The organism is Acidovorax sp. 106 (assembly GCF_003663825.1).
Lineage (GTDB): Bacteria > Pseudomonadota > Gammaproteobacteria > Burkholderiales > Burkholderiaceae_C > Acidovorax.
In genome coordinates, this window is record NZ_RCCC01000001.1 from 844,359 (window position 1) to 865,093 (window position 20,735).

The 20,735-nt window shown below is 64.5% G+C and carries 23 protein-coding genes; 6 read left to right on the top strand and 17 right to left on the bottom strand.

Translation table 11 applies throughout. The features are described 5' to 3' along the window. Positions 1-24: 24 nt before the first annotated feature. The 5 genes from C8C98_RS03725 to C8C98_RS03745 all read left to right on the top strand — a co-directional run bounded on the left by C8C98_RS03725 (position 25) and on the right by C8C98_RS03745 (position 4,796). Positions 25-963, top strand: a complete 939-nt coding sequence (locus C8C98_RS03725; RefSeq protein WP_121453186.1) for a dihydrodipicolinate synthase family protein — start codon at positions 25-27, stop codon at positions 961-963. Positions 964-969: 6 nt separating this feature from the next. After that, the gene (locus tag C8C98_RS03730; protein WP_121453187.1) at positions 970-2,025 is read left to right on the top strand and encodes a 2-dehydro-3-deoxygalactonokinase; all 1,056 of its coding nucleotides are present in this window, start codon (positions 970-972) and stop codon (positions 2,023-2,025) included. Next, complete coding sequence (locus C8C98_RS03735; RefSeq protein ID WP_121453188.1) at positions 2,022-2,675, top strand: 2-dehydro-3-deoxy-6-phosphogalactonate aldolase; 654 nt, start codon at positions 2,022-2,024, stop codon at positions 2,673-2,675. The genes C8C98_RS03730 and C8C98_RS03735 overlap by 4 nt, the downstream gene beginning before the upstream one ends. 31 nt (positions 2,676-2,706) lie before the next feature. Further along, positions 2,707-3,855 carry a galactonate dehydratase gene (gene dgoD / locus C8C98_RS03740; RefSeq protein ID WP_121453189.1) on the top strand — a complete coding sequence of 383 codons (1,149 nt, stop codon included), beginning with the start codon at positions 2,707-2,709 and terminating at the stop codon, positions 3,853-3,855. A gap of 113 nt (positions 3,856-3,968) precedes the next feature. Further along, positions 3,969-4,796 carry an MBL fold metallo-hydrolase gene (locus C8C98_RS03745; protein ID WP_121453190.1) on the top strand — a complete coding sequence of 276 codons (828 nt, stop codon included), beginning with the start codon at positions 3,969-3,971 and terminating at the stop codon, positions 4,794-4,796. A 51-nt stretch (positions 4,797-4,847) separates the two neighbouring features. Here the strand turns inward: C8C98_RS03745 and C8C98_RS03750 are convergent, their stop codons facing one another. Continuing rightward, positions 4,848-6,293, bottom strand: a complete 1,446-nt coding sequence (locus C8C98_RS03750; RefSeq protein WP_121453191.1) for a PLP-dependent aminotransferase family protein — start codon at positions 6,291-6,293, stop codon at positions 4,848-4,850. Positions 6,294-6,446: 153 nt separating this feature from the next. Here C8C98_RS03750 and C8C98_RS03755 point away from each other — a divergent pair, with 153 nt between their 5' ends. Further along, positions 6,447-6,875: a DUF2917 domain-containing protein gene (locus tag C8C98_RS03755; RefSeq protein ID WP_121453192.1), complete on the top strand. Its 429-nt coding sequence runs from the start codon at positions 6,447-6,449 to the stop codon at positions 6,873-6,875. Here the strand turns inward: C8C98_RS03755 and hisD are convergent. The 16 genes from hisD to C8C98_RS03840 all read right to left on the bottom strand — a co-directional run bounded on the left by hisD (position 6,862) and on the right by C8C98_RS03840 (position 20,690). Continuing rightward, on the bottom strand, positions 6,862-8,196 hold the full coding sequence (gene hisD / locus C8C98_RS03760; protein ID WP_121453193.1) for a histidinol dehydrogenase: 1,335 nt from the start codon (positions 8,194-8,196) through the stop codon (positions 6,862-6,864). The two genes, C8C98_RS03755 and hisD, sit on opposite strands and share 14 nt — an antisense overlap. A 22-nt stretch (positions 8,197-8,218) precedes the next feature. Beyond that, entirely contained in the window at positions 8,219-8,878 is a 660-nt protein-coding gene (hisG, locus tag C8C98_RS03765; RefSeq protein ID WP_233574441.1) for an ATP phosphoribosyltransferase, read from the bottom strand. Further along, positions 8,875-10,149 carry a UDP-N-acetylglucosamine 1-carboxyvinyltransferase gene (murA, locus tag C8C98_RS03770; RefSeq protein ID WP_121453194.1) on the bottom strand — a complete coding sequence of 425 codons (1,275 nt, stop codon included), beginning with the start codon at positions 10,147-10,149 and terminating at the stop codon, positions 8,875-8,877. Before murA ends, hisG begins: the two co-directional genes overlap by 4 nt. An 84-nt stretch (positions 10,150-10,233) precedes the next feature. Continuing rightward, on the bottom strand, positions 10,234-10,476 hold the full coding sequence (locus C8C98_RS03775; protein WP_121453195.1) for a BolA family protein: 243 nt from the start codon (positions 10,474-10,476) through the stop codon (positions 10,234-10,236). A 104-nt stretch (positions 10,477-10,580) separates the two neighbouring features. Further along, positions 10,581-11,336, bottom strand: coding sequence for an ABC transporter permease (locus C8C98_RS03780; RefSeq protein ID WP_108626614.1), 756 nt, complete (start codon positions 11,334-11,336; stop codon positions 10,581-10,583). Further along, positions 11,333-12,271, bottom strand: a complete 939-nt coding sequence (locus C8C98_RS03785; protein ID WP_099656579.1) for an ABC transporter ATP-binding protein — start codon at positions 12,269-12,271, stop codon at positions 11,333-11,335. Before C8C98_RS03785 ends, C8C98_RS03780 begins: the two co-directional genes overlap by 4 nt. Before the next feature lie 50 nt (positions 12,272-12,321). Beyond that, positions 12,322-12,618, bottom strand: a complete 297-nt coding sequence (locus tag C8C98_RS03790; RefSeq protein WP_121453196.1) for a lipid asymmetry maintenance protein MlaB — start codon at positions 12,616-12,618, stop codon at positions 12,322-12,324. A 45-nt stretch (positions 12,619-12,663) separates the two neighbouring features. Further along, a complete protein-coding gene (locus C8C98_RS03795; RefSeq protein ID WP_370450317.1) occupies positions 12,664-13,305 on the bottom strand; it encodes a phospholipid-binding protein MlaC in 642 nt (213 codons plus the stop codon). A gap of 151 nt (positions 13,306-13,456) precedes the next feature. After that, entirely contained in the window at positions 13,457-14,257 is an 801-nt protein-coding gene (locus C8C98_RS03800) for a VacJ family lipoprotein (protein ID WP_121453197.1), read from the bottom strand. Beyond that, a complete protein-coding gene (gene mlaD / locus C8C98_RS03805; RefSeq protein ID WP_099656582.1) occupies positions 14,254-14,742 on the bottom strand; it encodes an outer membrane lipid asymmetry maintenance protein MlaD in 489 nt (162 codons plus the stop codon). The genes C8C98_RS03800 and mlaD overlap by 4 nt, the downstream gene beginning before the upstream one ends. A gap of 33 nt (positions 14,743-14,775) precedes the next feature. After that, the gene (gene mlaE / locus C8C98_RS03810) at positions 14,776-15,558 is read right to left on the bottom strand and encodes a lipid asymmetry maintenance ABC transporter permease subunit MlaE (protein WP_099656583.1); all 783 of its coding nucleotides are present in this window, start codon (positions 15,556-15,558) and stop codon (positions 14,776-14,778) included. Continuing rightward, positions 15,555-16,373, bottom strand: a complete 819-nt coding sequence (locus C8C98_RS03815; protein WP_099656584.1) for an ABC transporter ATP-binding protein — start codon at positions 16,371-16,373, stop codon at positions 15,555-15,557. The genes mlaE and C8C98_RS03815 overlap by 4 nt, the downstream gene beginning before the upstream one ends. A 170-nt stretch (positions 16,374-16,543) precedes the next feature. Then, complete coding sequence (locus C8C98_RS03820) at positions 16,544-17,347, bottom strand: amino acid ABC transporter ATP-binding protein (RefSeq protein ID WP_121453198.1); 804 nt, start codon at positions 17,345-17,347, stop codon at positions 16,544-16,546. Next, positions 17,328-17,981, bottom strand: a complete 654-nt coding sequence (locus C8C98_RS03825) for an amino acid ABC transporter permease (protein WP_121453199.1) — start codon at positions 17,979-17,981, stop codon at positions 17,328-17,330. The genes C8C98_RS03820 and C8C98_RS03825 overlap by 20 nt, the downstream gene beginning before the upstream one ends. Positions 17,982-18,172: 191 nt before the next feature. Further along, positions 18,173-18,964, bottom strand: a complete 792-nt coding sequence (locus C8C98_RS03835) for an amino acid ABC transporter substrate-binding protein (protein WP_121453200.1) — start codon at positions 18,962-18,964, stop codon at positions 18,173-18,175. Between the two features lie 247 nt (positions 18,965-19,211). Further along, the gene (locus tag C8C98_RS03840; RefSeq protein ID WP_121453201.1) at positions 19,212-20,690 is read right to left on the bottom strand and encodes a glutamate synthase subunit beta; all 1,479 of its coding nucleotides are present in this window, start codon (positions 20,688-20,690) and stop codon (positions 19,212-19,214) included. Positions 20,691-20,735 lie beyond the last annotated feature (45 nt).

Genomic DNA, 20,735 nt, shown 5'->3' on the forward strand with positions numbered 1-20,735 from the left:
CTTCAAATATTTCCAAAACGCGCCATGCCAGCCACCCATTCCCTTCAGAACCCTCGCTACCGCGGCATCTTCCCCGTGGTGCCCACCACCTTCCACGAAGACGGGACGCTCGACCTAGAGAGCCAGAAGCGCTGCCTCGACTTCATGATCGACGCCGGTGTGGACGGCGTCTGCATCCTGGCCAACTTCTCTGAGCAGTTCTCGCTGTCCGATGCCGAACGCGAAGTCCTCACCCGCACATCGCTGGAGCATGTGGCGGGCCGCGTGCCCGTCATCGTCACCACCACCCACTACGGCACCCGCGTGTGCGCCGAGCGCAGCCGCGCTGCTCAGGACATGGGCGCCGCCATGGTGATGGTGATGCCGCCCTACCACGGCGCCACCTTCCGCGTGCCCGAGGCGCAGATCTACGAGTTCTATGCCCGCGTGTCCGACGCGATCCGCATTCCGATCATGGTGCAGGACGCGCCCGCCAGTGGCACGGTGCTCTCGGCCCCGTTCCTCGCGCGCATGGCGCAAGAGATCGAGAACCTGGCCTACTTCAAGATCGAAGTGCCCGGCGCCGCCAGCAAGCTGCGCGAGCTAATCCGCTTGGGGCGTGACGCCATCGAAGGCCCATGGGATGGCGAAGAGGCCATCACCCTGCTGGCCGACCTGGATGCCGGTGCGACGGGCGCGATGACGGGCGGCGCCTTTCCCGATGGCATCCGTCCCATCATCGAAGCGCACCGCCAAGGCGATGCCGACCTGGCCTTTGCGCTGTACCAACGCTGGCTGCCGCTCATCAACCACGAGAACCGCCAGGGCGGCATCCTCACGGCCAAGGCGCTGATGAAGGAAGGCGGTGTGATCGCCTGCGAGGCGGGCCGCCACCCCTTCCCGGCCATGCACCCCGAGGTGCGGCGCGGCCTGATCGACATTGCGCGCCGCCTGGACCCGCTGGTGCTGCGCTGGGGCAAGTGAGCCACCATGGCAGACACCCCCGCCCTCTTTGACACCCGGCTGGTCGCCCTGGACTGGGGCACCAGCTCGCTGCGCGCCTTCCGCCTGGATGGCAAAGGGCAGGTGCAGGAACAGCGCCACCGCCCCTGGGGCATCATGAACCTGCCCCAGGCACCCGATGGCCACACCGATGCGGAGCCCCGTACAGAGCCCGGTGCGGCCTTCGAGCGCGCATTGCAGGACACGTGCGGCGACTGGCTGACCGCCCTGCCCTCTGTGCCGGTGCTGGCCTGTGGCATGGTGGGCAGCGCGCAGGGCTGGCGTGAGGCCAAGTACCTGGACGCGCCCACCTCGCTCGACGCCCTGGCACGCGGGCTGACCGTGGTGCACCGTGGCAACGCAATGCCCGTGCACATCGTGCCCGGTCTGCTGCAGCGCGGGGCCTTGCCCAATGTGATGCGCGGGGAAGAAACGCAGGTGCTGGGTGTGCTGGCCGATACCGCCCTGGCGGGCCCAGGCCCGGTGCTGGTGGGTCTGCCTGGCACGCACAGCAAATGGGTGGTGGCGCGGCAACACGGCATCGAGCAGTTTCACACGTTCATGACGGGCGAGGTGTTTGCCGCCCTGCGCGGCCACACCATTCTGGGCAAGACGATGCAAGCGCCCGCCGAGCCCGATGATGCCGCGTTTGTGCAAGGCCTTCAGGTGGCACGCGGCAGCGACGCTGCCCTCGGGCTGCTGTCGCACATCTTCAGCACGCGCACGCTGGGCCTGACCGGCGACCTGCCCGCGACCGCGCAAGCCGACTACCTTTCGGGCCTGCTCATCGGGCACGAGATGGTCAGCCTGGCACGCCTGTACCCGCCCGCCCCACACACCAGTGGCTCGCCCATGCCGCTGGTGCTGTGCGGCGAATCCGACTTGTGCCGCCGCTATGCCATCGCCCTGCAGGTCTATGGATTCGCCGCCCCCACGGTGGCCGCACAGGCCACGGTCAGCGGCCTGTGGCACATCGCCCAGGCCGCTGGGCTGGTAGCCCATCGCCAGCCTTTCACCCCAATCCTTCCAAGCCAAGCTGCATGAATCCCACCCACACGCCATTGATCCAGGCGCTGCAGCAGTGCGGCCTGATCGCCATCCTGCGCGGGGTGCAGCCCCACGAAGTGGTGGCCATTGGCCACGCGCTGTACGACGCGGGCTTTCGCACCATCGAAGTCCCGCTCAACTCCCCTGAGCCCCTGGCCAGCATCCGTGCGCTGCGCGATGCGCTGCCTGCCGACTGCCTGGTGGGCGCGGGCACCGTGCTCACGCCGCAAGCCTGTGCCGACGTGGCCGCAGCGGGGGGGCAAGTCATCGTGATGCCGCACAGCGACCCCACGGTGATCCGCGCAGCCAAGGCGGCGGGCATGGCCTGCGCCCCCGGGGTGGCCACGTTGACCGAGGCCTTTGCAGCACTGTCAGCAGGGGCCGATGTGCTCAAGCTGTTTCCTGCCGAAGCCCTGGCCCCGGCGGTGCTCAAAGCCTGGCGCGCCGTGCTGCGCCCGCCCGTGGCCTTGCTGCCCGTGGGCGGCATCACCCCAGACAACCTGGCGCCCTACATAGCCGCTGGCGCCACCGGCTTTGGCCTGGGCTCGGCCCTGTACCGCCCCGGCGACAGTGCCGAGCAAGTGGCCCGCAATGCGGCTGCATTCATCCAGGCCTGGCGCCACGCGTATCCAACTAGCGCGGTTTGAACCCAACCCTCCACGGTCCTTTTTTGCATTCATGAAAATCACCCGACTGACCACCTTCCTTGTGCCACCGCGCTGGTGCTTTCTCAAGATCGAAACCGATGAGGGCATCGTGGGATGGGGCGAGCCCATTCTGGAGGGCCGCGCCCAAAGCGTGGCCGCTGCCGTGGCAGAGCTTGGCGAGTACCTGATCGGCAAAGACCCTCGGCGCATCGAGGACCACTGGACGGTGCTGTACCGGGGCGGTTTTTACCGGGGTGGCGGCATCCACATGAGCGCGCTGGCGGGCATTGACCAAGCCTTGTGGGATATCAAGGGCAAGGCACTGGGCGTGCCCGTGTCCGACCTGCTGGGTGGCAACGTGCGCGACCGCATCCGGGTCTACAGCTGGATTGGCGGCGACCGCCCCAGCGAGACGGCGGCCGCCGCAAAAGCCGCGGTGGCCCGAGGCTTTACCGCCGTGAAGATGAATGGCACCGAAGAACTGCAGTACGTGGACACGTTTGACAAGGTGGAGCGCTGCTTGCAGAACGTAGCGGCCGTGCGCGAGGCCGTAGGGCCCAACGTGGGCATTGGCGTGGATTTCCATGGGCGCGTGCACAAGCCCATGGCCAAGGTGCTGTTCAAGGAGCTGGAGCCGTATCGGCTGATGTTCATCGAGGAGCCCGTACTCAGCGAGCATTACGAGGCCCTCAAGGAGCTGGCCCACCTGTCATGCACGCCTATCGCGCTGGGAGAGCGCCTGTACTCGCGCTGGGACTTCAAACGCATCCTGTCTGAAGGCTACGTGGACATCATCCAGCCCGACCCATCGCACGCAGGTGGCATCACCGAAACGCGCAAGATCGCTGCCATGGCCGAGGCCTACGACGTGGCGCTGGCCTTGCACTGCCCGCTGGGGCCCATCGCACTGGCAGCCAACTTGCAGCTGGACGGGGTTTGCTACAACGCCTTCATCCAGGAGCAAAGCCTGGGCATCCACTACAACGCCAGCAACGACCTACTGGACTATGTGACCAACCACGAAGTCTTCTCGTATGAGGACGGCATGGTGGCCATTCCACAAGGCCCTGGGCTGGGCATTGAAGTCAACGAGGCCTATGTGCACGAGCGCGCCCAGCAGGGGCACCAATGGCGCAACCCGATCTGGCGCCACCGGGACGGCAGCTTCGCGGAGTGGTGATGCTCAAGCCACCGTTGCAAATTGTGTCCTCATCGTGACGGACTTGATATTAATCAATTAGGCTTTTTGGGGGCACTCGTACAGTCGGCGCTTTACTGCTCCTACGCACTGCCATGGCCATCGAACTCTATCGTGACAAGAACCACGCATGCCTCATGTTCACCGACCTCATCGAGGAAGATGGACAGGCAGTACAGGCCAATCAGTTTTTGATCGTGGACGATGACACCGGGGCCATCATCGACCCCGGTGGCAACTTGGCATTCAACGAGCTGTTCATGGGGATGACCAAGCATTTCGCCCCACACAAGCTGTCGTACCTGATCGCCTCCCACGCTGACCCAGACATCATTGCCTCGCTGGACCGCTGGATGACCAGCACCAAGGCGTCGCTGGTCATCTCGCGGGTGTGGGAGCGCTTTGCACCGCACTTCACCAAGGTGGGTAAAACCGAAAACCGCGTGATCGGGGTGCCCGACAGCGGCGGCCACCTGCCCCTGGGGCGGCATGAGCTGGTGCTGCTGCCTGCGCACTTCATGCATTCCGAAGGCAATTTCCACTTCTACGATCCGGTCAGCAAGATCCTGTTCACGGGCGACTTGGGCGTGTCCATGATGTCTGGCGCAGAAGCCGCACGCCCCATCACCGACCTGAAGGCACACATCCCACGCATGGAAGGGTTTCACCGCCGCTACATGGTGTCCAACAAGATCCTGCGGCTGTGGGTGGCCATGGCACGCCAGCTGGACATTTCCATGCTGGTGCCGCAACACGGCGCGCCCATCATGGGCAAGCAGGCCATCAACGACTTTTTCGACTGGATCGAAAACCTCAAGTGCGGCATTGACCTGTTTGATGACCGGGCCTACCAGATCCCCACGGCGTTCATTGACCCCGTCACCCGCCAGATGCGCCCCGCGCTGCGGCAAGTCGCAGGCTAAGCAGATCCGGCCCAACGCGATTGCAGGCGGCCGTGCGCGCCCTGCAGTCCGTCAGGCCGCAGCAGGCTCGGCCCACAGGTGGCAGGCCATGTCGCCCACACGCGCCAAGGCCTGCAAATGCTCCGGCGACCAATCCCCGCCCACCCCGATGCGCAGGCAGTTGCGAAAGCGGCCGCTGGCGCTGAACAGCGCGCCAGGTGCCACCAGAATGCGCTCGGGCAGACAGGCCTCGTGCAAGCGATTGGCGTCCATCCCGCGCGGCAACTCCACCCACAGCAGCAGCCCTCCCGGCGGATCGCTGACCCGTGTGCCTTGCGGAAAATGCGCTGCGATGGTGCTGCGCACAGCGTCCATGCGGGCCGCCACCGCCGCGCGCAGTTGGCGCATGGATGCGGCATGGCCCGCCTGGGTGATCAAATCGGCCAGCGCCAGCTCCAACACGGCTGACTGACCTCCCGCCTGTAAATCCTTGATGCCACGCAGCTTGCTGGTCCAGCGCCCTGCCTCCACCCACCCCAGGCGCAGCCCTGGCGCCAGCGTTTTCGAGAACGAGTCGCACAGCATGACGTGGCCTGTGGTGTCGTAAGACTTCACGGCACGGCGCATCTCATTGACCTCAACCAGATCGTTGTAGATCGCATCCTCGATTACCGCGATACCGTGGCGCGAGGCCATCTGCGCCAGCCGCTTGCGCTCGCCCTGCGGCATGCAACTGCCCAGGGGGTTGCTCAAGGTGGGCACCACCATCACGGCCTTGACGGGTTGCGTGTCCAGTGCCAGCTGCAACGCATCCAGCGACAGGCCATGGCGCGGATGGGTGGGAATCTCCAGCGCCCTCAGGTGCAGTGCTTGCAGCACCTCCAGAAACGAAAAATGCGTGGGTGACTCCAGCGCCACCACATCGCCCGGCTGGGTGACAGCGCGCAGGCACAGGGCAATGCTGTCCATGCAGCCGCCAGTGACCACAATGTTCTCCGGGTCCAGGCTGCAGCCCAGCCCCACGGCGTAACGCGCCAGCGCACGGCGGGCTTCCTCGTGCCCTGAAGACGACGGGTAGGTGCACAACAAGTGCCGGTACCTCTGCGCCGCCCGGGTCACGGCGCGGCGCACGCGGTCGGGGTTGAACAAATCCGGCCCGGGGGTACCGCTGCTGAACGAGAACATGCCCTCGGGCTGCTGGCGCCCCAAAATGCGCTGCCCCAGCCAGTCCACCGACACATCACGCGGCCGGCGCATAGAGCGCGGGATACTGGGCTCAGGCAAGCTCACAGGCCGCGCCGCTACAAAAAACCCCGAGCGTGGCCGCGCAGTGACCAGCCTGGCATCTTCGAGCCAATGGTAGGCCTGCACCACGGTGGTTTGCGCCACGCCGTGCTGGCGCGCCAGTTCACGCACCGAGGGCAGCTTCTCGCCCCGGACCAAAGTGCCGTTGCGAATCAGCTGCGCCAGCTGCTCGGCGATTTGAAGGTACAGCGGTGGAGAGTCATCGGTGGCCATGGCTGCATTCTGTACTGACAAGCGCAGAGGTAGGCAGTACAGAACCGCGCCAGCACGCACAGTACAGATGTGCTGTGCTGCCCATCTGTACTGCCCCAGAAAACGCATGCCTGTGGCTGGCAGCGAGCGCCGCCGGCCCGCACAGTGGACGCCATGAACACACAGCCCCGCCCCATCCCCTCGTCGCCCACCGCTGCCCAACCTGCGCCGGGTGCCCTGCCACTCCCATGGAAGCGCCAACCCCTGCCGCCACGGCAGGCCGTGCAAGCACTCGACTTCCGCGCGGGCGAAATCGCTTTGCTGGAAGTGGAAGACGGCCGCGTCTGGGTGACCTGCGACGGGTTGCTGGAAGACTATTTTCTGGAAGCGGGCCAGCGCCTGTCCTTCACCGGCCCAGCGCGACTGCGAGTGAGCGCCGAGGGGCCACGGACAGCGCTCCTGCTGTGGGCACGACACCCAGCCGAAGCAGGGGTTGCGTACCCGCCCGCAGCGGCGCCCACAGCCCAACCGCTGACCGTGGTGCCCACTGCCGCGGCCGCGCCGTCGCAGCGGTTGCCGCGCGGGGCGATCAGCGCGGCTTGAGCGGGGTCTTCAGGCGCATCTCGGCAGCCTGCGCATGCGCCTGCAGGCCTTCGCCGTAGGCCAGCTCGGCGGCGATGGCACCCAGCACCTGGGCACCGGCCTCGCTCACCTCAATAAGGCTGCTGCGCTTTTGGAAGTCGTACACGCCCAGGGGCGACGAGAAGCGGGCCGTGCCGCTGGTGGGCAGCACGTGGTTGGGGCCTGCGCAGTAGTCGCCCAAGGACTCACTGGTGTAGGCCCCCAGGAAGATCGCGCCCGCATGGCGCAGCAGCGGTTCCCAGCGGTGGGGGTCGGTGCTGCTCACTTCTAAATGCTCGGGCGCAATGCGGTTGCTGATCGCACAGGCTTCTTCCATGTCCTTGGTCAAGATCAGCGCGCCGCGGCCGGTGAGGCTCTTGGCGATGATCTCGGCGCGCGGCATGGTGGGCAGCAGGCGGTCGATCTCGCGCTGCACGGCGTCGAGATAGGCGGCGTCGGGGCAGAGCAAAATGCTCTGGGCCAGTTCGTCGTGTTCGGCCTGGCTGAACAGGTCCATGGCCACCCAGTCGGGCGGCGTGGTGCCATCGGCCAGCACCAGGATTTCACTCGGGCCCGCGATCATGTCGATGCCCACCGTGCCGAACACGCGCTTCTTGGCGCTGGCCACGTAGGCGTTGCCGGGGCCCGTGATCTTGTCCACCTTGGGCACGGTGGCCGTGCCGTAGGCCAACGCGGCCACGGCCTGTGCGCCGCCGATGGTGAAGGCGCGGGTGACGCCCGCCACGTAAGCGGCGGCCAGCACCAGGGCGTTTTTTTCGCCTTTAGGGGTGGGGACCACCATGATGATTTCGCCCACCCCGGCCACATGGGCGGGGATGGCGTTCATCAACACCGACGATGGGTAGGCCGCCTTGCCACCGGGTACGTAGATGCCCACGCGATCGAGTGGCGTGACCTTTTGGCCGAGCAGCGTGCCGTCTTCGTCGCGGTAGCTCCAGCTCTCGCCCGAGGCTTTTTTCTGCGCTTCGTGGTAACTGCGCACGCGCTTGGCAGCCGCCTGGAGCGCATCGCGCTGAGCCACCGGAATGGAATCGAACGCGGCTTTGAGCTCGGCCTGGGTCAGCTCCAGCGCCGCCATGGTGGGGGCCGAGAGGCCGTCAAAGCGGGCGGTGTACTCCAGCACCGCCGCATCGCCGCGCTTTTGCACGTCGGCCAGGATGTCGGCCACGCGCTGCTCGATGGCTGCGTCGGTATCGGCAGACCAATGCAGACGGGCTGCAAAATCAGCCTCAAAAGTGGCTGCAGCGGTTGAAAGACGAGCGGGAGCAGCTACTAAATTCATAGTGTGGTGCGTGGGGTGCGGTTCAGTTCTGTTCGGCGGGGATGGCAGACGCAAAGGCATCAATGATGCGGCGCAGCGGCTCGCGCTTGAGCTTGAGTGCCGCTTGGTTGACCACCAGCAGCGAGCTGATGTCCATGATGCGCTCCACCTCGACCAGGTGGTTGGCCTTGAGTGTGTTGCCGGTGGAGACTAGGTCCACGATGGCATCGGCCAGCCCGGTGAGCGGGGCAAGCTCCATGCTGCCGTAGAGCTTGACCATGTCCACGTGCACGCCCTTGGTGGCGAAGAATTCGCGGGCAATGGAGGTGTACTTGGTGGCCACCTTCAGGCGCGAGCCTTGTTTGACGGCGCGCTCATAGTCAAAGTCTTTGCGCACAGCCACGCTCACGCGGCACTTGGCGATGCGCAGGTCCAGCGGCTGGTACAGGCCTTGGCTGCCGTGTTCGATCAGGGTGTCCTTGCCCGTCACTCCCAGGTCTGCGCCGCCGTATTCCACATAGGTGGGCACATCGGAGGCACGCACCAGCACCACGCGCACATCAGGCTGGTTGGTGGGCAGGATGAGCTTGCGCGATTTCTCGGGGTCTTCCAGCACCTCAATGCCCGCAGCGGCCAGCAGGGGCAGGGTTTCTTCAAAAATGCGGCCCTTGGAAAGCGCCAGGGTGATCATGTTGCTGCTCATGCTTTTACTCGCTCGATGTCGGCGCCGATGCCGCGCAGTTTGGCTTCCATGCAGTCATAGCCACGGTCCAGGTGGTAGATGCGGTCCACCATGGTTTCGCCATGGGCTACCAGGCCCGCAATGACCAGGCTGGCCGATGCGCGCAGGTCGGTCGCCATCACCGTGGCGCCTGACAGGCGTGGCACGCCCTCGATCACGGCCACCTTGCCGTCCACCTGGATTTTGGCGCCCAGGCGCACCAGCTCGTTGACGTGCATGAAGCGGTTTTCAAAAATCGTCTCGGTCACCGTGGCCGTGCCCTGCGCGATGCAGTTGAGCGCCATGAACTGGGCCTGCATGTCGGTGGGGAAACCGGGGTATTCGGTGGTGCGAAAGCCCTGCGCCTTGAGCGTGGCCGCGCCCGCGCTTTGCACGCGGATGCCGCCGTCCACCGCTTGCACGGTGGCGCCCGCTTCGCGCAGCTTTTCAATCACGGCATCGAGGTGGTCAGCGCGGCCATGGCGCAGCAGCACATCACCGCCCGTGGCCGCCACGGCGCACAGGAAGGTGCCAGCTTCGATCCGGTCGGCCACCACGCGGTGGGTGCAGCCGTGCAGTTTTTCGACGCCCTGGATGCGGATGCGGCTGGTGCCGTGGCCTTCGATCTGGGCGCCCATGGCGATCAGCATCTCGGCCAGGTCGGAAATCTCGGGCTCTTGGGCGGCGTTTTCCAGCACCGTCTCGCCCTCGGCCAGTGCGGCGGCCATGAGGAAGTTCTCGGTGCCCGTCACCGTGACCATGTCGGTGGTGATGCGGGCGCCCTTCAAACGGGTCCATCCTGCAGGCAGCTTGGCGATCATGTAGCCGTGCTCGACCACGATCTCGGCGCCCATGGCGGCCATGCCCTTGATGTGCTGGTCTACCGGGCGCGAGCCGATGGCACAGCCACCGGGCAGCGACACCGTGGCTTCGCCAAAGCGCGCCAGCAGCGGGCCGAGCGCCAGCACCGAAGCGCGCATGGTCTTGACCAGCTCGTACGGGGCTTCGGGCGTGTTGAGCGCGCTGGCGTCGATGCGCACGGTGCCGTCGTCAGACCGATCTGCCGTCACGCCCATGTTGCGGATGAGCTTGAGCATGGTGCTCACGTCCTGCAGCTGGGGCACATTGAGCAGGTTGACAGGCTCGGCCGTGAGCAGTGCGGCGCACAACTCCGGCAGGGCGGCATTTTTGGCACCAGACACCAGCACCTCGCCTTGCAAGGGGTGGCCGCCGCGAATCAGGAGTTTGTCCATCTCAAAAAACCAGAATAATAATAAAAAGTGCCTCTAGCGCTTATCCAATAAGCACCAGCAGCTATCAATACAGGAGCAAACCAATCAGGCTTGCTGGGCCGCCCACTCGGCGGGGGTGAACGTTTTCATGGACAAGGCATGCACCTCGTCGGTCTGCATCCGGTTGCCCAGGGTGGCGTACACCCCACGCTGGCGTTGCAGGGTGCGCTGGCCCTCGAACGTGGCCGAAACGATGGTCGCATACCAGTGGCGGCCGTCGCCTTCGAGCGTGATGTGTTCGCAAGCGATGCCAGCGGCGATGAGGTCTTTGAGTTGGTCAGCGGTCATAGAGGGGCGCTCGGAGTCAGTGAGAACTGACGCAAATCGGGATGCAACATCCGCCTCGCCCTAGAGGGAAGCGCTTGCCTGAACCTTGTTTTGCGTCAGTCATGTCAGTTTCTAATTTTGTAGCCGGTGCGCAGCAGGTGCACGGCCAGCGCGCTCACGGCCAGCCAGGCGATGCCCACGATGCCCAGGCTCAGCCAGGGTGACGTGTCGCTCTGGCCAAAGAAGCCATAGCGGAAGCCGTCGATCATGTAGAAGAACGGGTTGAGGTGGCTCACCGCCTGCCAAAAAGGCGGCAGCGACTGGATCGAATAGAACACGCCCGACAGGAAGGTCATGGGCACGATGATGAAGTTCTGGAACGCGGCCATCTGGTCGAACTTGTCGGCCCACAGGCCCGCAATCAGCCCCAGCGTGGCCAGCAGCGCAGCCCCCAGCAGGGCAAACACCAAAATCCACAGGGGTGCCGCAAACTCTGGCCGCGCAAACGCCAGCGTGACGATAAACACCCCCAAGCCCACCGCCAGCCCCCGCACAATGGACGAGCCCACATAGGCCACAAACCAGGCCCAGTGCGACAGCGGCGTGAGCAGCACGAACACCAGGCTGCCCATGATCTTGCTCTGGATGAGGCTGGACGAGCTGTTGGCAAAGGCGTTTTGCAGCACGCTCATCATCACGAGGCCGGGCACCAGGAACGCGGTGTAGCTGATGCGGTCGTAGACCTTGACGTGGTCTTCAAGCACATGGCCGAAGATCAGCAGGTACAGCACGGCGGTGAGCACAGGCGCGGCCACGGTCTGGAAGCTGACCTTCCAGAACCGCAAAACTTCTTTGTAAAACAGCGTTTGCCAACCCGTCATATCGCGACGCCCTCCAGGCGGATGTTCGATGCCGAGGTACCGGACATCACCTGCAAAAACACGTCTTCCAGATCCGGCCGGCGGATCTCCATGTCCTGCACATCGACACCCGCAATGCGCAGCGCAGCCAAGTGGTTCTCGATCTCGGCGGCGTCGTGCGCAGGCAATTGCACGATACGGCCGGTGACCCGGGCCACGGCAGCCAGCGCGGGCGGCAGCATGGCGTCGGTCTTGAACTGCAGCACGCTGCCCGAGGCGGCCTTGAGCAGCTCGGACGTGCGGTTGAGCGCCACCACCTGCCCCGCCTTGAGCATGGCGATGCGGCCACACAGGGCCTCGGCCTCTTCCAGGTAGTGGGTGGTGAGCAGCACGGTGTGCCCTTCCTTGTTCAGGCGGGCGATGAAATGCCACAGGGTCTGGCGCAGCTCCACATCCACGCCTGCGGTGGGCTCGTCGAGCACGATGATGGGCGGTTTGTGCACCAGCGCCTGGGCCACCAGCACGCGGCGCTTCATGCCGCCCGAGAGCTGGCGCATGTTGGCGTTGGCCTTGTCGGCCAGGCCGAGGTTTTCGAGCAGCTCGTCGATCCAGGCGTCGTTGTTCTTCACACCGAAGTAACCCGACTGGATGCGCAGCGCCTCGCGCACATTGAAGAACGGGTCAAACACCAGCTCCTGCGGCACGATGCCCAGCTTGCGGCGGGCGTCGGCGTAGTTCGCCTGCACATCGCTGCCTTGCACCAGCACGCGCCCGCTGCTGGCGCGCGCCAAGCCAGCGAGGATGCTGATGAGGGTAGTTTTGCCGGCCCCGTTGGGGCCGAGGAGTCCGAAGAACTCGCCTTGTTCAATGTCCAGGCTGACCTGGTTCAGTGCCTGGAAAGGGCCTTTGGGCGTAGCAAAGGTCTTGGAGATGGCTTGGAATGAGACTGCGGGCATGAAGCCCCTGATTTTAAGGCTTGGGCAACATCTGCGCTCGCCTGCGCCCATCAAACTGCGTGGTTCAGCAGGCCATCTACCCCATAAAGGCCGGCCATGCCCGCCAACGCACCGGGCAGCCCCCGCACGCCAAACCCCAGGCCCGAAGCCAGCGCCTCGCGCCGAAACTCCAACAGCACCGCCAGCGCCGAGGTGTCAAACACCTGCAGGGGCGCGGCGTCCACCACCAAAGCGCTGCCGGGCAAAGCGCCCTTCAGGGACTGCAGCAACTGGGCCAGGCAGGCCGTGGCCTGCCGGTGGGTCAGCTCGGCAGGCAGGCGCAGCGCGGCGGGGGCAGTGGTGGTCATGGCCTTGAGAACTTCAGGAATGTGCAAACAGCGCTATCAGCGCCTTCAGCCCTTGGCGGCGTTGGACTTGTTGCGCGCCACCAGGGTTTCGATCAGGCCATCGATGCCCTTGGCATTGATCTCCTGCGCAAACTGGCTGCGGTAAGTCTCGACCAACCACACGCCCAGCACGTTGAGGTTGTAGATCTTCCAGCCAGCGCCCTCACCCGGCGTCTTCTCGAGCCGGTATTCCAGCTGGATCGGGTCGCCCTTGCCCACGATTTCGGTGCGCACCAGCACATCCTTGTCCTCGGCTCCGGCGCGCAAGGGCTTCATCTGCACCGTCTGGTCGCTCACCTGCGCCAAGGCGCCAGCATAGGTGCGCACCAGCAGGATCTTGAACTCTTCCTGCAGGCGCTTTTGCTGCTCAGGCGTGGCCTGGCGCCAGCCGGGGCCCACGGCTGCAGCCGTCATGCGGCGAAAGTTGACGTTGGGCATCACGGTCTTGTCGACCAGTGCGATCACCTTGTTGATGTCACCGGCCTGAATGGCTTTGTCACCGCGCACCGTGTTGAGCACATCCACCGACAGGCGCTTGATCAGCGCATCCGGCGTTTCATCGGCCGCCATGGACACCATGGGCAAGCCCAGGGCTAAAACGGTGCCAGCCACCAGGGCCACACGGCCCAACAAACGTCGATTCATCATGTCTTTTCAGCTCCGACCGCACCCAAGGCGGCCTTTCATAAGATTTTGTGGTCATCCAACCGCACAGAAGCTTCGGCCTTGTACCAAGGTGCAAGCAACTGCAACACCCGCGCCAAGGCTTGCAGGCCCTGCCCGCCAAGGGAACCTAGGCTCAGCGGTCTGGCTCTGGGGGCAACATCCCATCGTTGGCGCCCTTGTCGGCATCGTCTCGGAACAACGGCTCGCTGGACTGCCCCTGGCGCACCTGCATGAACACGTCGCGTGTGAAGGAGTATTTGTCGAGCGCAGCGCTGTCGATCACCGCCCCCGCACGCAGCAAATTGGCCCGCGTATCGACGATGCGCAGCGCGTACAGCGAATTGCGCGCCGCCACAGGGTCCACATACCGCACCGGGTTGCCAGCCGCATCGACAGGCAGTGCCACAGTGTCGCGCAATGTGGAGGGCCCCAACAGCGGCAGCACCACGTAAGGCCCAGTGCCCACACCCCAGCGGCCCAGCGTCAGGCCAAAGTCCTGGCGCGAGCGGTCGATGCCCATTTCACTGGCCACATCCAGCAAGCCACCCAGGCCAAACAGGGTGTTCACGTTCACGCGCATGAAGCTGTTGGCGGCGCCTTCGGCGCGCAGTTGCAGCACGTTGTTCACAAACGACCACACGTCGGCCAGGTTGCCAAAGAAGTTGCTCACACCAGTGCGCACGGGTGCAGGCGTCACCTCCACATAGGCCGTGGACACCGGCTTGAGGACCGCCTCATCCACATGGTCATTGAAGCGGGTCATGCTGCGGTTGTAGGGCTCAAACGGGTCGTCCGGATTGGCGTGCGGCCCCGTGGCGCAGCCTGCCAGGACGGCTACTGCCAGCAAAGGAATGGCGCGGCGGGCCTGGCGCGCAGCAAAGGCGTGCAACGCTGTGGAGCGGGCCACCCGCGTGGCTGTCAATGTCGTTTTCATTTGGTCGTCCCCGCTGCGGCGGGCTTGCTGCCATCTTCGGCTTTGTTGTAGAGGAATTGCCCGATCAGGTTTTCGAGCACCACCGCCGATTGCGTGGCGGTGACGGTGTCGCCCGCAGCCAGGTTCTTTTCATCAGCCCCGGCTTCAATGCCGATGTACTGCTCGCCCAGCAGGCCGCTGGTGAGGATTTTCAGCGAGCTGTCTTTGGGGAAAGCATAGCGGTCCTCCATCGACAGCGTGACCCGCGCCTGGAAGGTCTTGTCGTCAAACGTGATGGATTCCACGCGCCCCACGAGCACGCCCGCGCTGCGCACGGCTGCCTGGGGCTTGAGTCCGCCAATGTTGTCAAAACGCGCCGTGATGCGGTAGCCCTTTTGAAAGCTCAGGCTCAGCAAATTGGCCGACTGCAGCGCCAAAAACACCAGCGCCACCGCCCCCAGCATCACAAACAATCCTACCCACACATCATTTTTTGAGCGTTGCATCACTGCTTCCTTCCACCACCGGCCGGGCCGGGGTCAAATACTGAACATCAGGGCCGTGAGGACAAAGTCCAGCGCCAGCACCGACAGAGAGGCAATCACCACCGTGCGGGTGGTGGCGCGTGCCACACCCTCAGGGGTGGGGCGGGCCACAAAGCCCTGCAAAAGCGCCACGAAGGTCACGGTGAAACCAAACACCAGGCTCTTGAGCACGCCATTGCCCACGTCTTTCCAGACATCGACGCCGCCTTGCATCTGGCTCCAGAACGCGCCGGGATCGATACCGATCATCAGCACGCCCACCACCCATCCACCAATCACCCCCACCGCGCTGAACACAGCGGCCAGCAATGGCATGGTGATGACGCCCGCCCAAAAGCGCGGCGCCAGAATGCGGCGAACCGGGTCCACCGCCATCATTTCCATGGCGCTGAGCTGCTCGCCCGCGCGCATCAAGCCAATCTCGGCCGTGAGCGACGTGCCCGCACGGCCTGCAAACAGCAAGGCGGTAACCACGGGCCCCAGCTCACGCACCAGCGACAAGGCCACCAGCAAGCCCAGAGCCTCCGAAGACCCATAGCGCTGCAGCGTGTAATACCCCTGCAGCCCCAGCACAAAGCCCACAAACAGGCCCGACACAGCAATGATGGCCAACGAGTAGTTGCCCAAGAAATGCACCTGGTCGCGCACCAGAGCGGGCCGCGCAAACACCGCCCCTACCAATTGCAGCAGCCGGGCAAACAGGCGGGCGCCATGCCCCACATCGGCCAACTTGGAGCGCACGGCAAAGCCCACGCTTGCGGGGTGGAACCAGTTCATGAGCGGGTGCCTGTGAGAGGGCCAAAATCCTGCGCAGCGTCAGGCCCAGGGTAATGAAACGGCACAGGCCCCACCGGCAAGGCATGCACAAACTGGTGCACCAGCGGATCGGTGCTGGCCATCACCTCGGCGGGCGTGCCCTGCGCGGCCACCACACCGGCGCCCAAGATGATGACGTGATCGGCCAGCCGGAACGTCTCTGCCAGGTCGTGCGAGACCAGCACACTGGTCAGCCCCATGGCATCGTTGAGCTGCCGGATCAGCTGGGCTGTGGTGCCCAGCGAAATCGGATCGAGCCCCGCAAAAGGCTCGTCGTACATGATGAGCTCTGGGTCCAGCGCGATGGCGCGGGCCAGCGCCACGCGCCGAGCCATGCCGCCGGAGATCTGGCTGGGCATCAGGTCGCGCGCGCCGCGCAGGCCCACGGCGTTGAGCTTCATGAGCACCACGTCACGGATCAGCGCCTCAGAAAGATCGGTGTGCTCGCGCAGCGGAAAGGCCACGTTTTCAAACACGCTCAGGTCGGTGAACAGCGCGCCAAACTGAAACAGCATGCCCATGCGGCGGCGCACAGCAAACAGGCCTGCCGTGTCCATGCGGCCCACCTCTTGCCCATCAAACAGCACCTGACCATGCTGGGCACGCTGCTGCCCGCCAATCAAACGCAGCACCGTGGTTTTGCCACCGCCCGAGGCCCCCATCAGCGCCGTGACCTTGCCTCGCGGCACTTGCAGCGATACGTCGCGCAGGATCACCCGGTCCCCATAGGAGAAGGTCACGTTGCGCAAATCAACGAGGGCAGAAGCGTCAGGCATTCAAAAAGGAGGGAGAGTCGAGAAGACAGGGGCAAACCCGGATTGTCGCGGACAGCGATTCGCCACAACGGCCGCTATGGTAACGCAAGGCAACATACATACATTCGTGTTTGTTTGTTTCCCAAACACGAATGCTGTGTTCGCCAAAACCGGGCCAGTGCGGGGCGACCTCACAGCATGTGGTTCAAGAAAGCGCGGCTGCGCTCATGTCCCGGCCCCGCAAAAAACTCGGCTGCAGAGCGGGTTTCCAGCAATTCGCCCTGGTCCATGAACGCCACGGTGTGCGCCACTTCGCGGGCAAAACCCATCTCGTGCGTCACCACCAGCATGGTCATGCGCTCCTGGGCCAAGGCGCGCATGGTGCGCAGCACCTCGCCGGTCAGCTCAGGGTCCAGGGCCGATGTGGGCTCGTCAAACAGCATGATGTCGGGCTCCATGGCCAGCGCCCGGGCAATGGCCACACGCTGCTTTTGCCCACCCGACAGGCGCGAGGGATAGTTGTCGCGCTTCGGGGCCAGGCCCACTTTGTCAAGCAAAGCCTCGGCACGGACGACCGCCTGATCGCGGGATATGCCCTGCACCACCATGGGAGCCTCAATCAGGTTCTCCAGCACTGTGAGGTGCGGAAACAGGTTGAAGTGCTGGAACACCATGCCGGTTTTGCGGCAAATGCGGCGCACCTCGGCCTCGCTTGCGTAGCTGCAACGCCCGGCGGCATCGGTCTGGGCCAGCGTCTGGCCCTCAATGGCGATGTGGCCACGGTCGATGGTTTCGAGGTGGTTCAGGCAGCGCAAAAACGTACTCTTGCCAGAGCCCGATGGCCCGATGAGCGCGACCACCTCGCCTTGCCCCACCGTGAGCGACACATTGCGCAGCACACACACCTGGCCAAAGGCCTTGTGAATACCGCGCGCCTCAATCATGGGCCGGCCAGGGTTGTCCACGGCCCCACGCTCACTCGTCGTGCTTGGCATAACGCTTCTCCAAACGCTGGAAGCCCCAGGTCAACACCAGGGTCATGACAAGGTAAAAAGCCGCCGCCGCGATAAAAGGCGTGGTGGTGAAGTCGCGCTGCACAATGCCCCGCGCTGCACGCAGCAGGTCGTTGAGGGCCAGCACGTAAATCAGCGAGGTGTCCTTGACCAGCGTGATGGTCTCGTTGCTCATGGGCGGCAAAATGCGCCGCACCATCTGCGGCAGCACGATGCGGCGCATCGTTTGCCCATAGGTCATCCCGAGCACCTTGGCACCCTCGTACTGCCCCCGGTCGATCGACTGAATGCCCGAACGAAAGATCTCTGCAAAGTAGGCCGCATAGTTCAGCGCAAAGGCGACCACCGCCGCCGGAAAATCCGGCAGCCGCACGCCAATGACGGGCACAAACGGCAGAGCAAAGTAGATGAACAGCATCTGCAGCATGAGCGGCGTGCCCCGCATGAGCCAGATGTAGCCATTGACCGCCATCGCCAGCGGGGCACTGCGCGACACGCGCGCCAACGCCAGCACCAGCCCCAGCGGAACCGCCAGCAGCAGGGTGATGACAAAGAGCTTCAGGGTGACGGTAGCGCCTTGCGCCAGCGGCCCGAGCAGGGAGAAAACGTAATCCATGCTGTCGCGACAGTTCCGAGTATTTTTTGCTAAGGGCCGTTGCCACTGGCGCAATCCAAGTCAGCGACCGCCGCGCAAGAGCCTGAGCTGGCCGCGCCGCCCCGCAGCGCTGGCGGTGTCCCCCTGCCCGCAGTGCGCAGCACTGCGAGGGCGGGGGGAAGGCGCAAAGCGCCTCAGGGGGGTGTGCCGAGTTATTTAATGATGTTCTTGCCGAACCATTGCTCGGCAATCTTGGCGGCTGCACCGTCGGCCTTCATGTCGGCCAGGGCCTTGTCCAGCTTGCCCTGCAAAGCGGTGTCGTCCTTGCGCACGCCCACGCCATAGTCTTCGGTGCCAAAGTGGGCGTCCAGCACTGCGTATTCCTGGGGCTTCTTGGCCACGTAATAGCGGCCTACCACCTCGTCGACCACCACGGCGTCCAGACGGCCGGTGGACAGGTCCATCAGCGCGGTCACATTGTCGCCAAAGGTCTTGAACTCCTTGAAGGTCTTGAAGACCGCGTCTTCCTTCTTCACCGCGTCCACCGCGCTGCTGCCCTCCTGGGCACCCACGGCCTTGCCCGCCAGGTCGGCCTTGGTCTTGACGCTGGACTGCGCAGCCACCACGATGATCTGGTGGTTTTCCATGTACGGCGCGGTGAAGGCAATGTTCTGCTTGCGCTCTTCGGTGATGGTCAGGCCGTTCCACAGAGCGTCCACGCGCTTGCCCGACAGCTCGGCCTCTTTGGCGCTCCAGTCAATGGGCTTGAACTCGACTTCCACGCCCACGCGCTTGGCGGCTTCGCGGGCCATGTCGATGTCAAAGCCCACCAACTCGTTCTTGTCGTTGCGAAAGCCCATGGGCGGGAAGTTGTCGTCCAGGCCCACCACGATTTTGGTGACGGCAGCAGGCGCTGGCGCGGCAGCGGGTGCAGGGTTGTCGGTCTTGCTGCATCCAGCAATCAGGGCACCCAGCAGGGCCAGGGCGGCGGCGGTTTTCTTCATGGCAATCGGCTCTCAAATCACAAACAGGGAACGCGGTGCGAGCGGGCAGCCCGCAGCGCAAAACCCTCGATTGTCCGCCATGGCATTGCACGCGCCCATGCAGCCACATGCACAGCCAGCGTTAGCATGAACCAAATATGCCTCTAGCGCTTATAGGGAAAGCGCAAGTAGCTATTAATTCAATAGCAAAAGAAAAAGCGCCCCGCAGGGCGCTTCGGTGGGCCGCAGCGCAAGCGCTGCAGATCCATCAACGTGGCAGGTCGGAGTAACCCATCAGGAACTCGTCCACCGCACGGGCAGCCTGACGGCCTTCGCGGATGGCCCAGACCACCAACGACTGGCCCCGGCGGATGTCACCGGCCGCAAACACCTTGGGCACGTTGGTGGCATAGCCGCCGTCGAACTCGGTGGTGGCGCGGGCGTTGCCACGGGCGTCCTTGTCCACCCCAAAGGCATCCAGAACCGGAGCCACCGGGCTCACAAAGCCCATGGCCAGCAACACCAAGTCGGCCTGGTAGTGCTTTTCGGTGCCGGGGATTTCGACCAGCTTGCCGTCCTTGAACTCGACCTGCACCGTGGTCAAGCTCTTGACCTTGCCCTTTTCGCCCGTGAACTCCTTGGTGGAGATCGCGAACTCGCGCACGCAGCCCTCTTCGTGGCTGGAGCTGGTGCGCAACTTCAGCGGCCAGTAAGGCCAGGTCATGGGGCGGTTTTCCACCTCGGGGGGCTGTGGCATCACCTCAAACTGGGTGACGCTGGCAGCGCCGTGGCGGTTGCTGGTGCCCACGCAGTCGCTGCCCGTGTCTCCGCCGCCAATCACGATGACATGCTTGCCGGTGGCCATGATCTGGCCCTTGAGCTTGTCGCCCGCGTTGACCTTGTTCTGCTGGGGCAGGAACTCCATGGCGAAGTGAATGCCTTCGAGGTCGCGGCCGGGCACGGGCAGGTCGCGCGACTGCTCGGCGCCACCGGTCAGCAGCACAGCATCAAACTCTTTGTTCAGCTGCTCGGGCGTGACGGTTTCCTTGGCCCAGTTGGTGACCTTGGAGTCCTTGCCCAGGCCGTCCTTGGCGGTACCCACGAACACGCTGGTGCGGATGACCACGCCTTCCGCTTCGAGCTGCTTGACGCGGCGGTCAATGTGCGACTTCTCCATCTTGAAGTCGGGGATGCCGTAGCGCAGCAGGCCGCCCACGCGGTCGTTCTTCTCAAACAGCGTGACGCTGTGGCCTGCGCGTGCGAGCTGCTGGGCGGCGGCCAGGCCTGCAGGACCTGAGCCCACCACGGCCACCTTCTTGCCCGTTTGGTGCTTTGCAGGACGAGGCTTGACCCAGCCCTCTTCCCAGGCGCGGTCAATGATCGCGTGCTCGATGGACTTGATGCCGACAGCGTCGTCATTCACGTTGAGCACGCAGGCGGCCTCGCAGGGAGCGGGGCAGATGCGGCCGGTGAACTCGGGGAAGTTGTTGGTGCTGTGCAGCACCTCGATCGCGCTCTTCCAGTCCTGGTGGTACACCAAGTCGTTGAAGTCCGGAATGATGTTGTTGACCGGGCAGCCGTTGTTGCAAAACGGCGTGCCGCAGTCCATGCAGCGTGCGCCCTGCACCTTGGCCTGGGCGCTATCGAGCCCGATGACGAATTCCTTGTAGTGCTTCAAGCGCTCGGGCACGGGCTTGTAGCCCTCTTCGATGCGCTCGTATTCCATGAAGCCGGTAGTTTTTCCCATGACGGTGTCCTTGTCTATGAATGCTGTGCGAAGGTTGACGGCGCT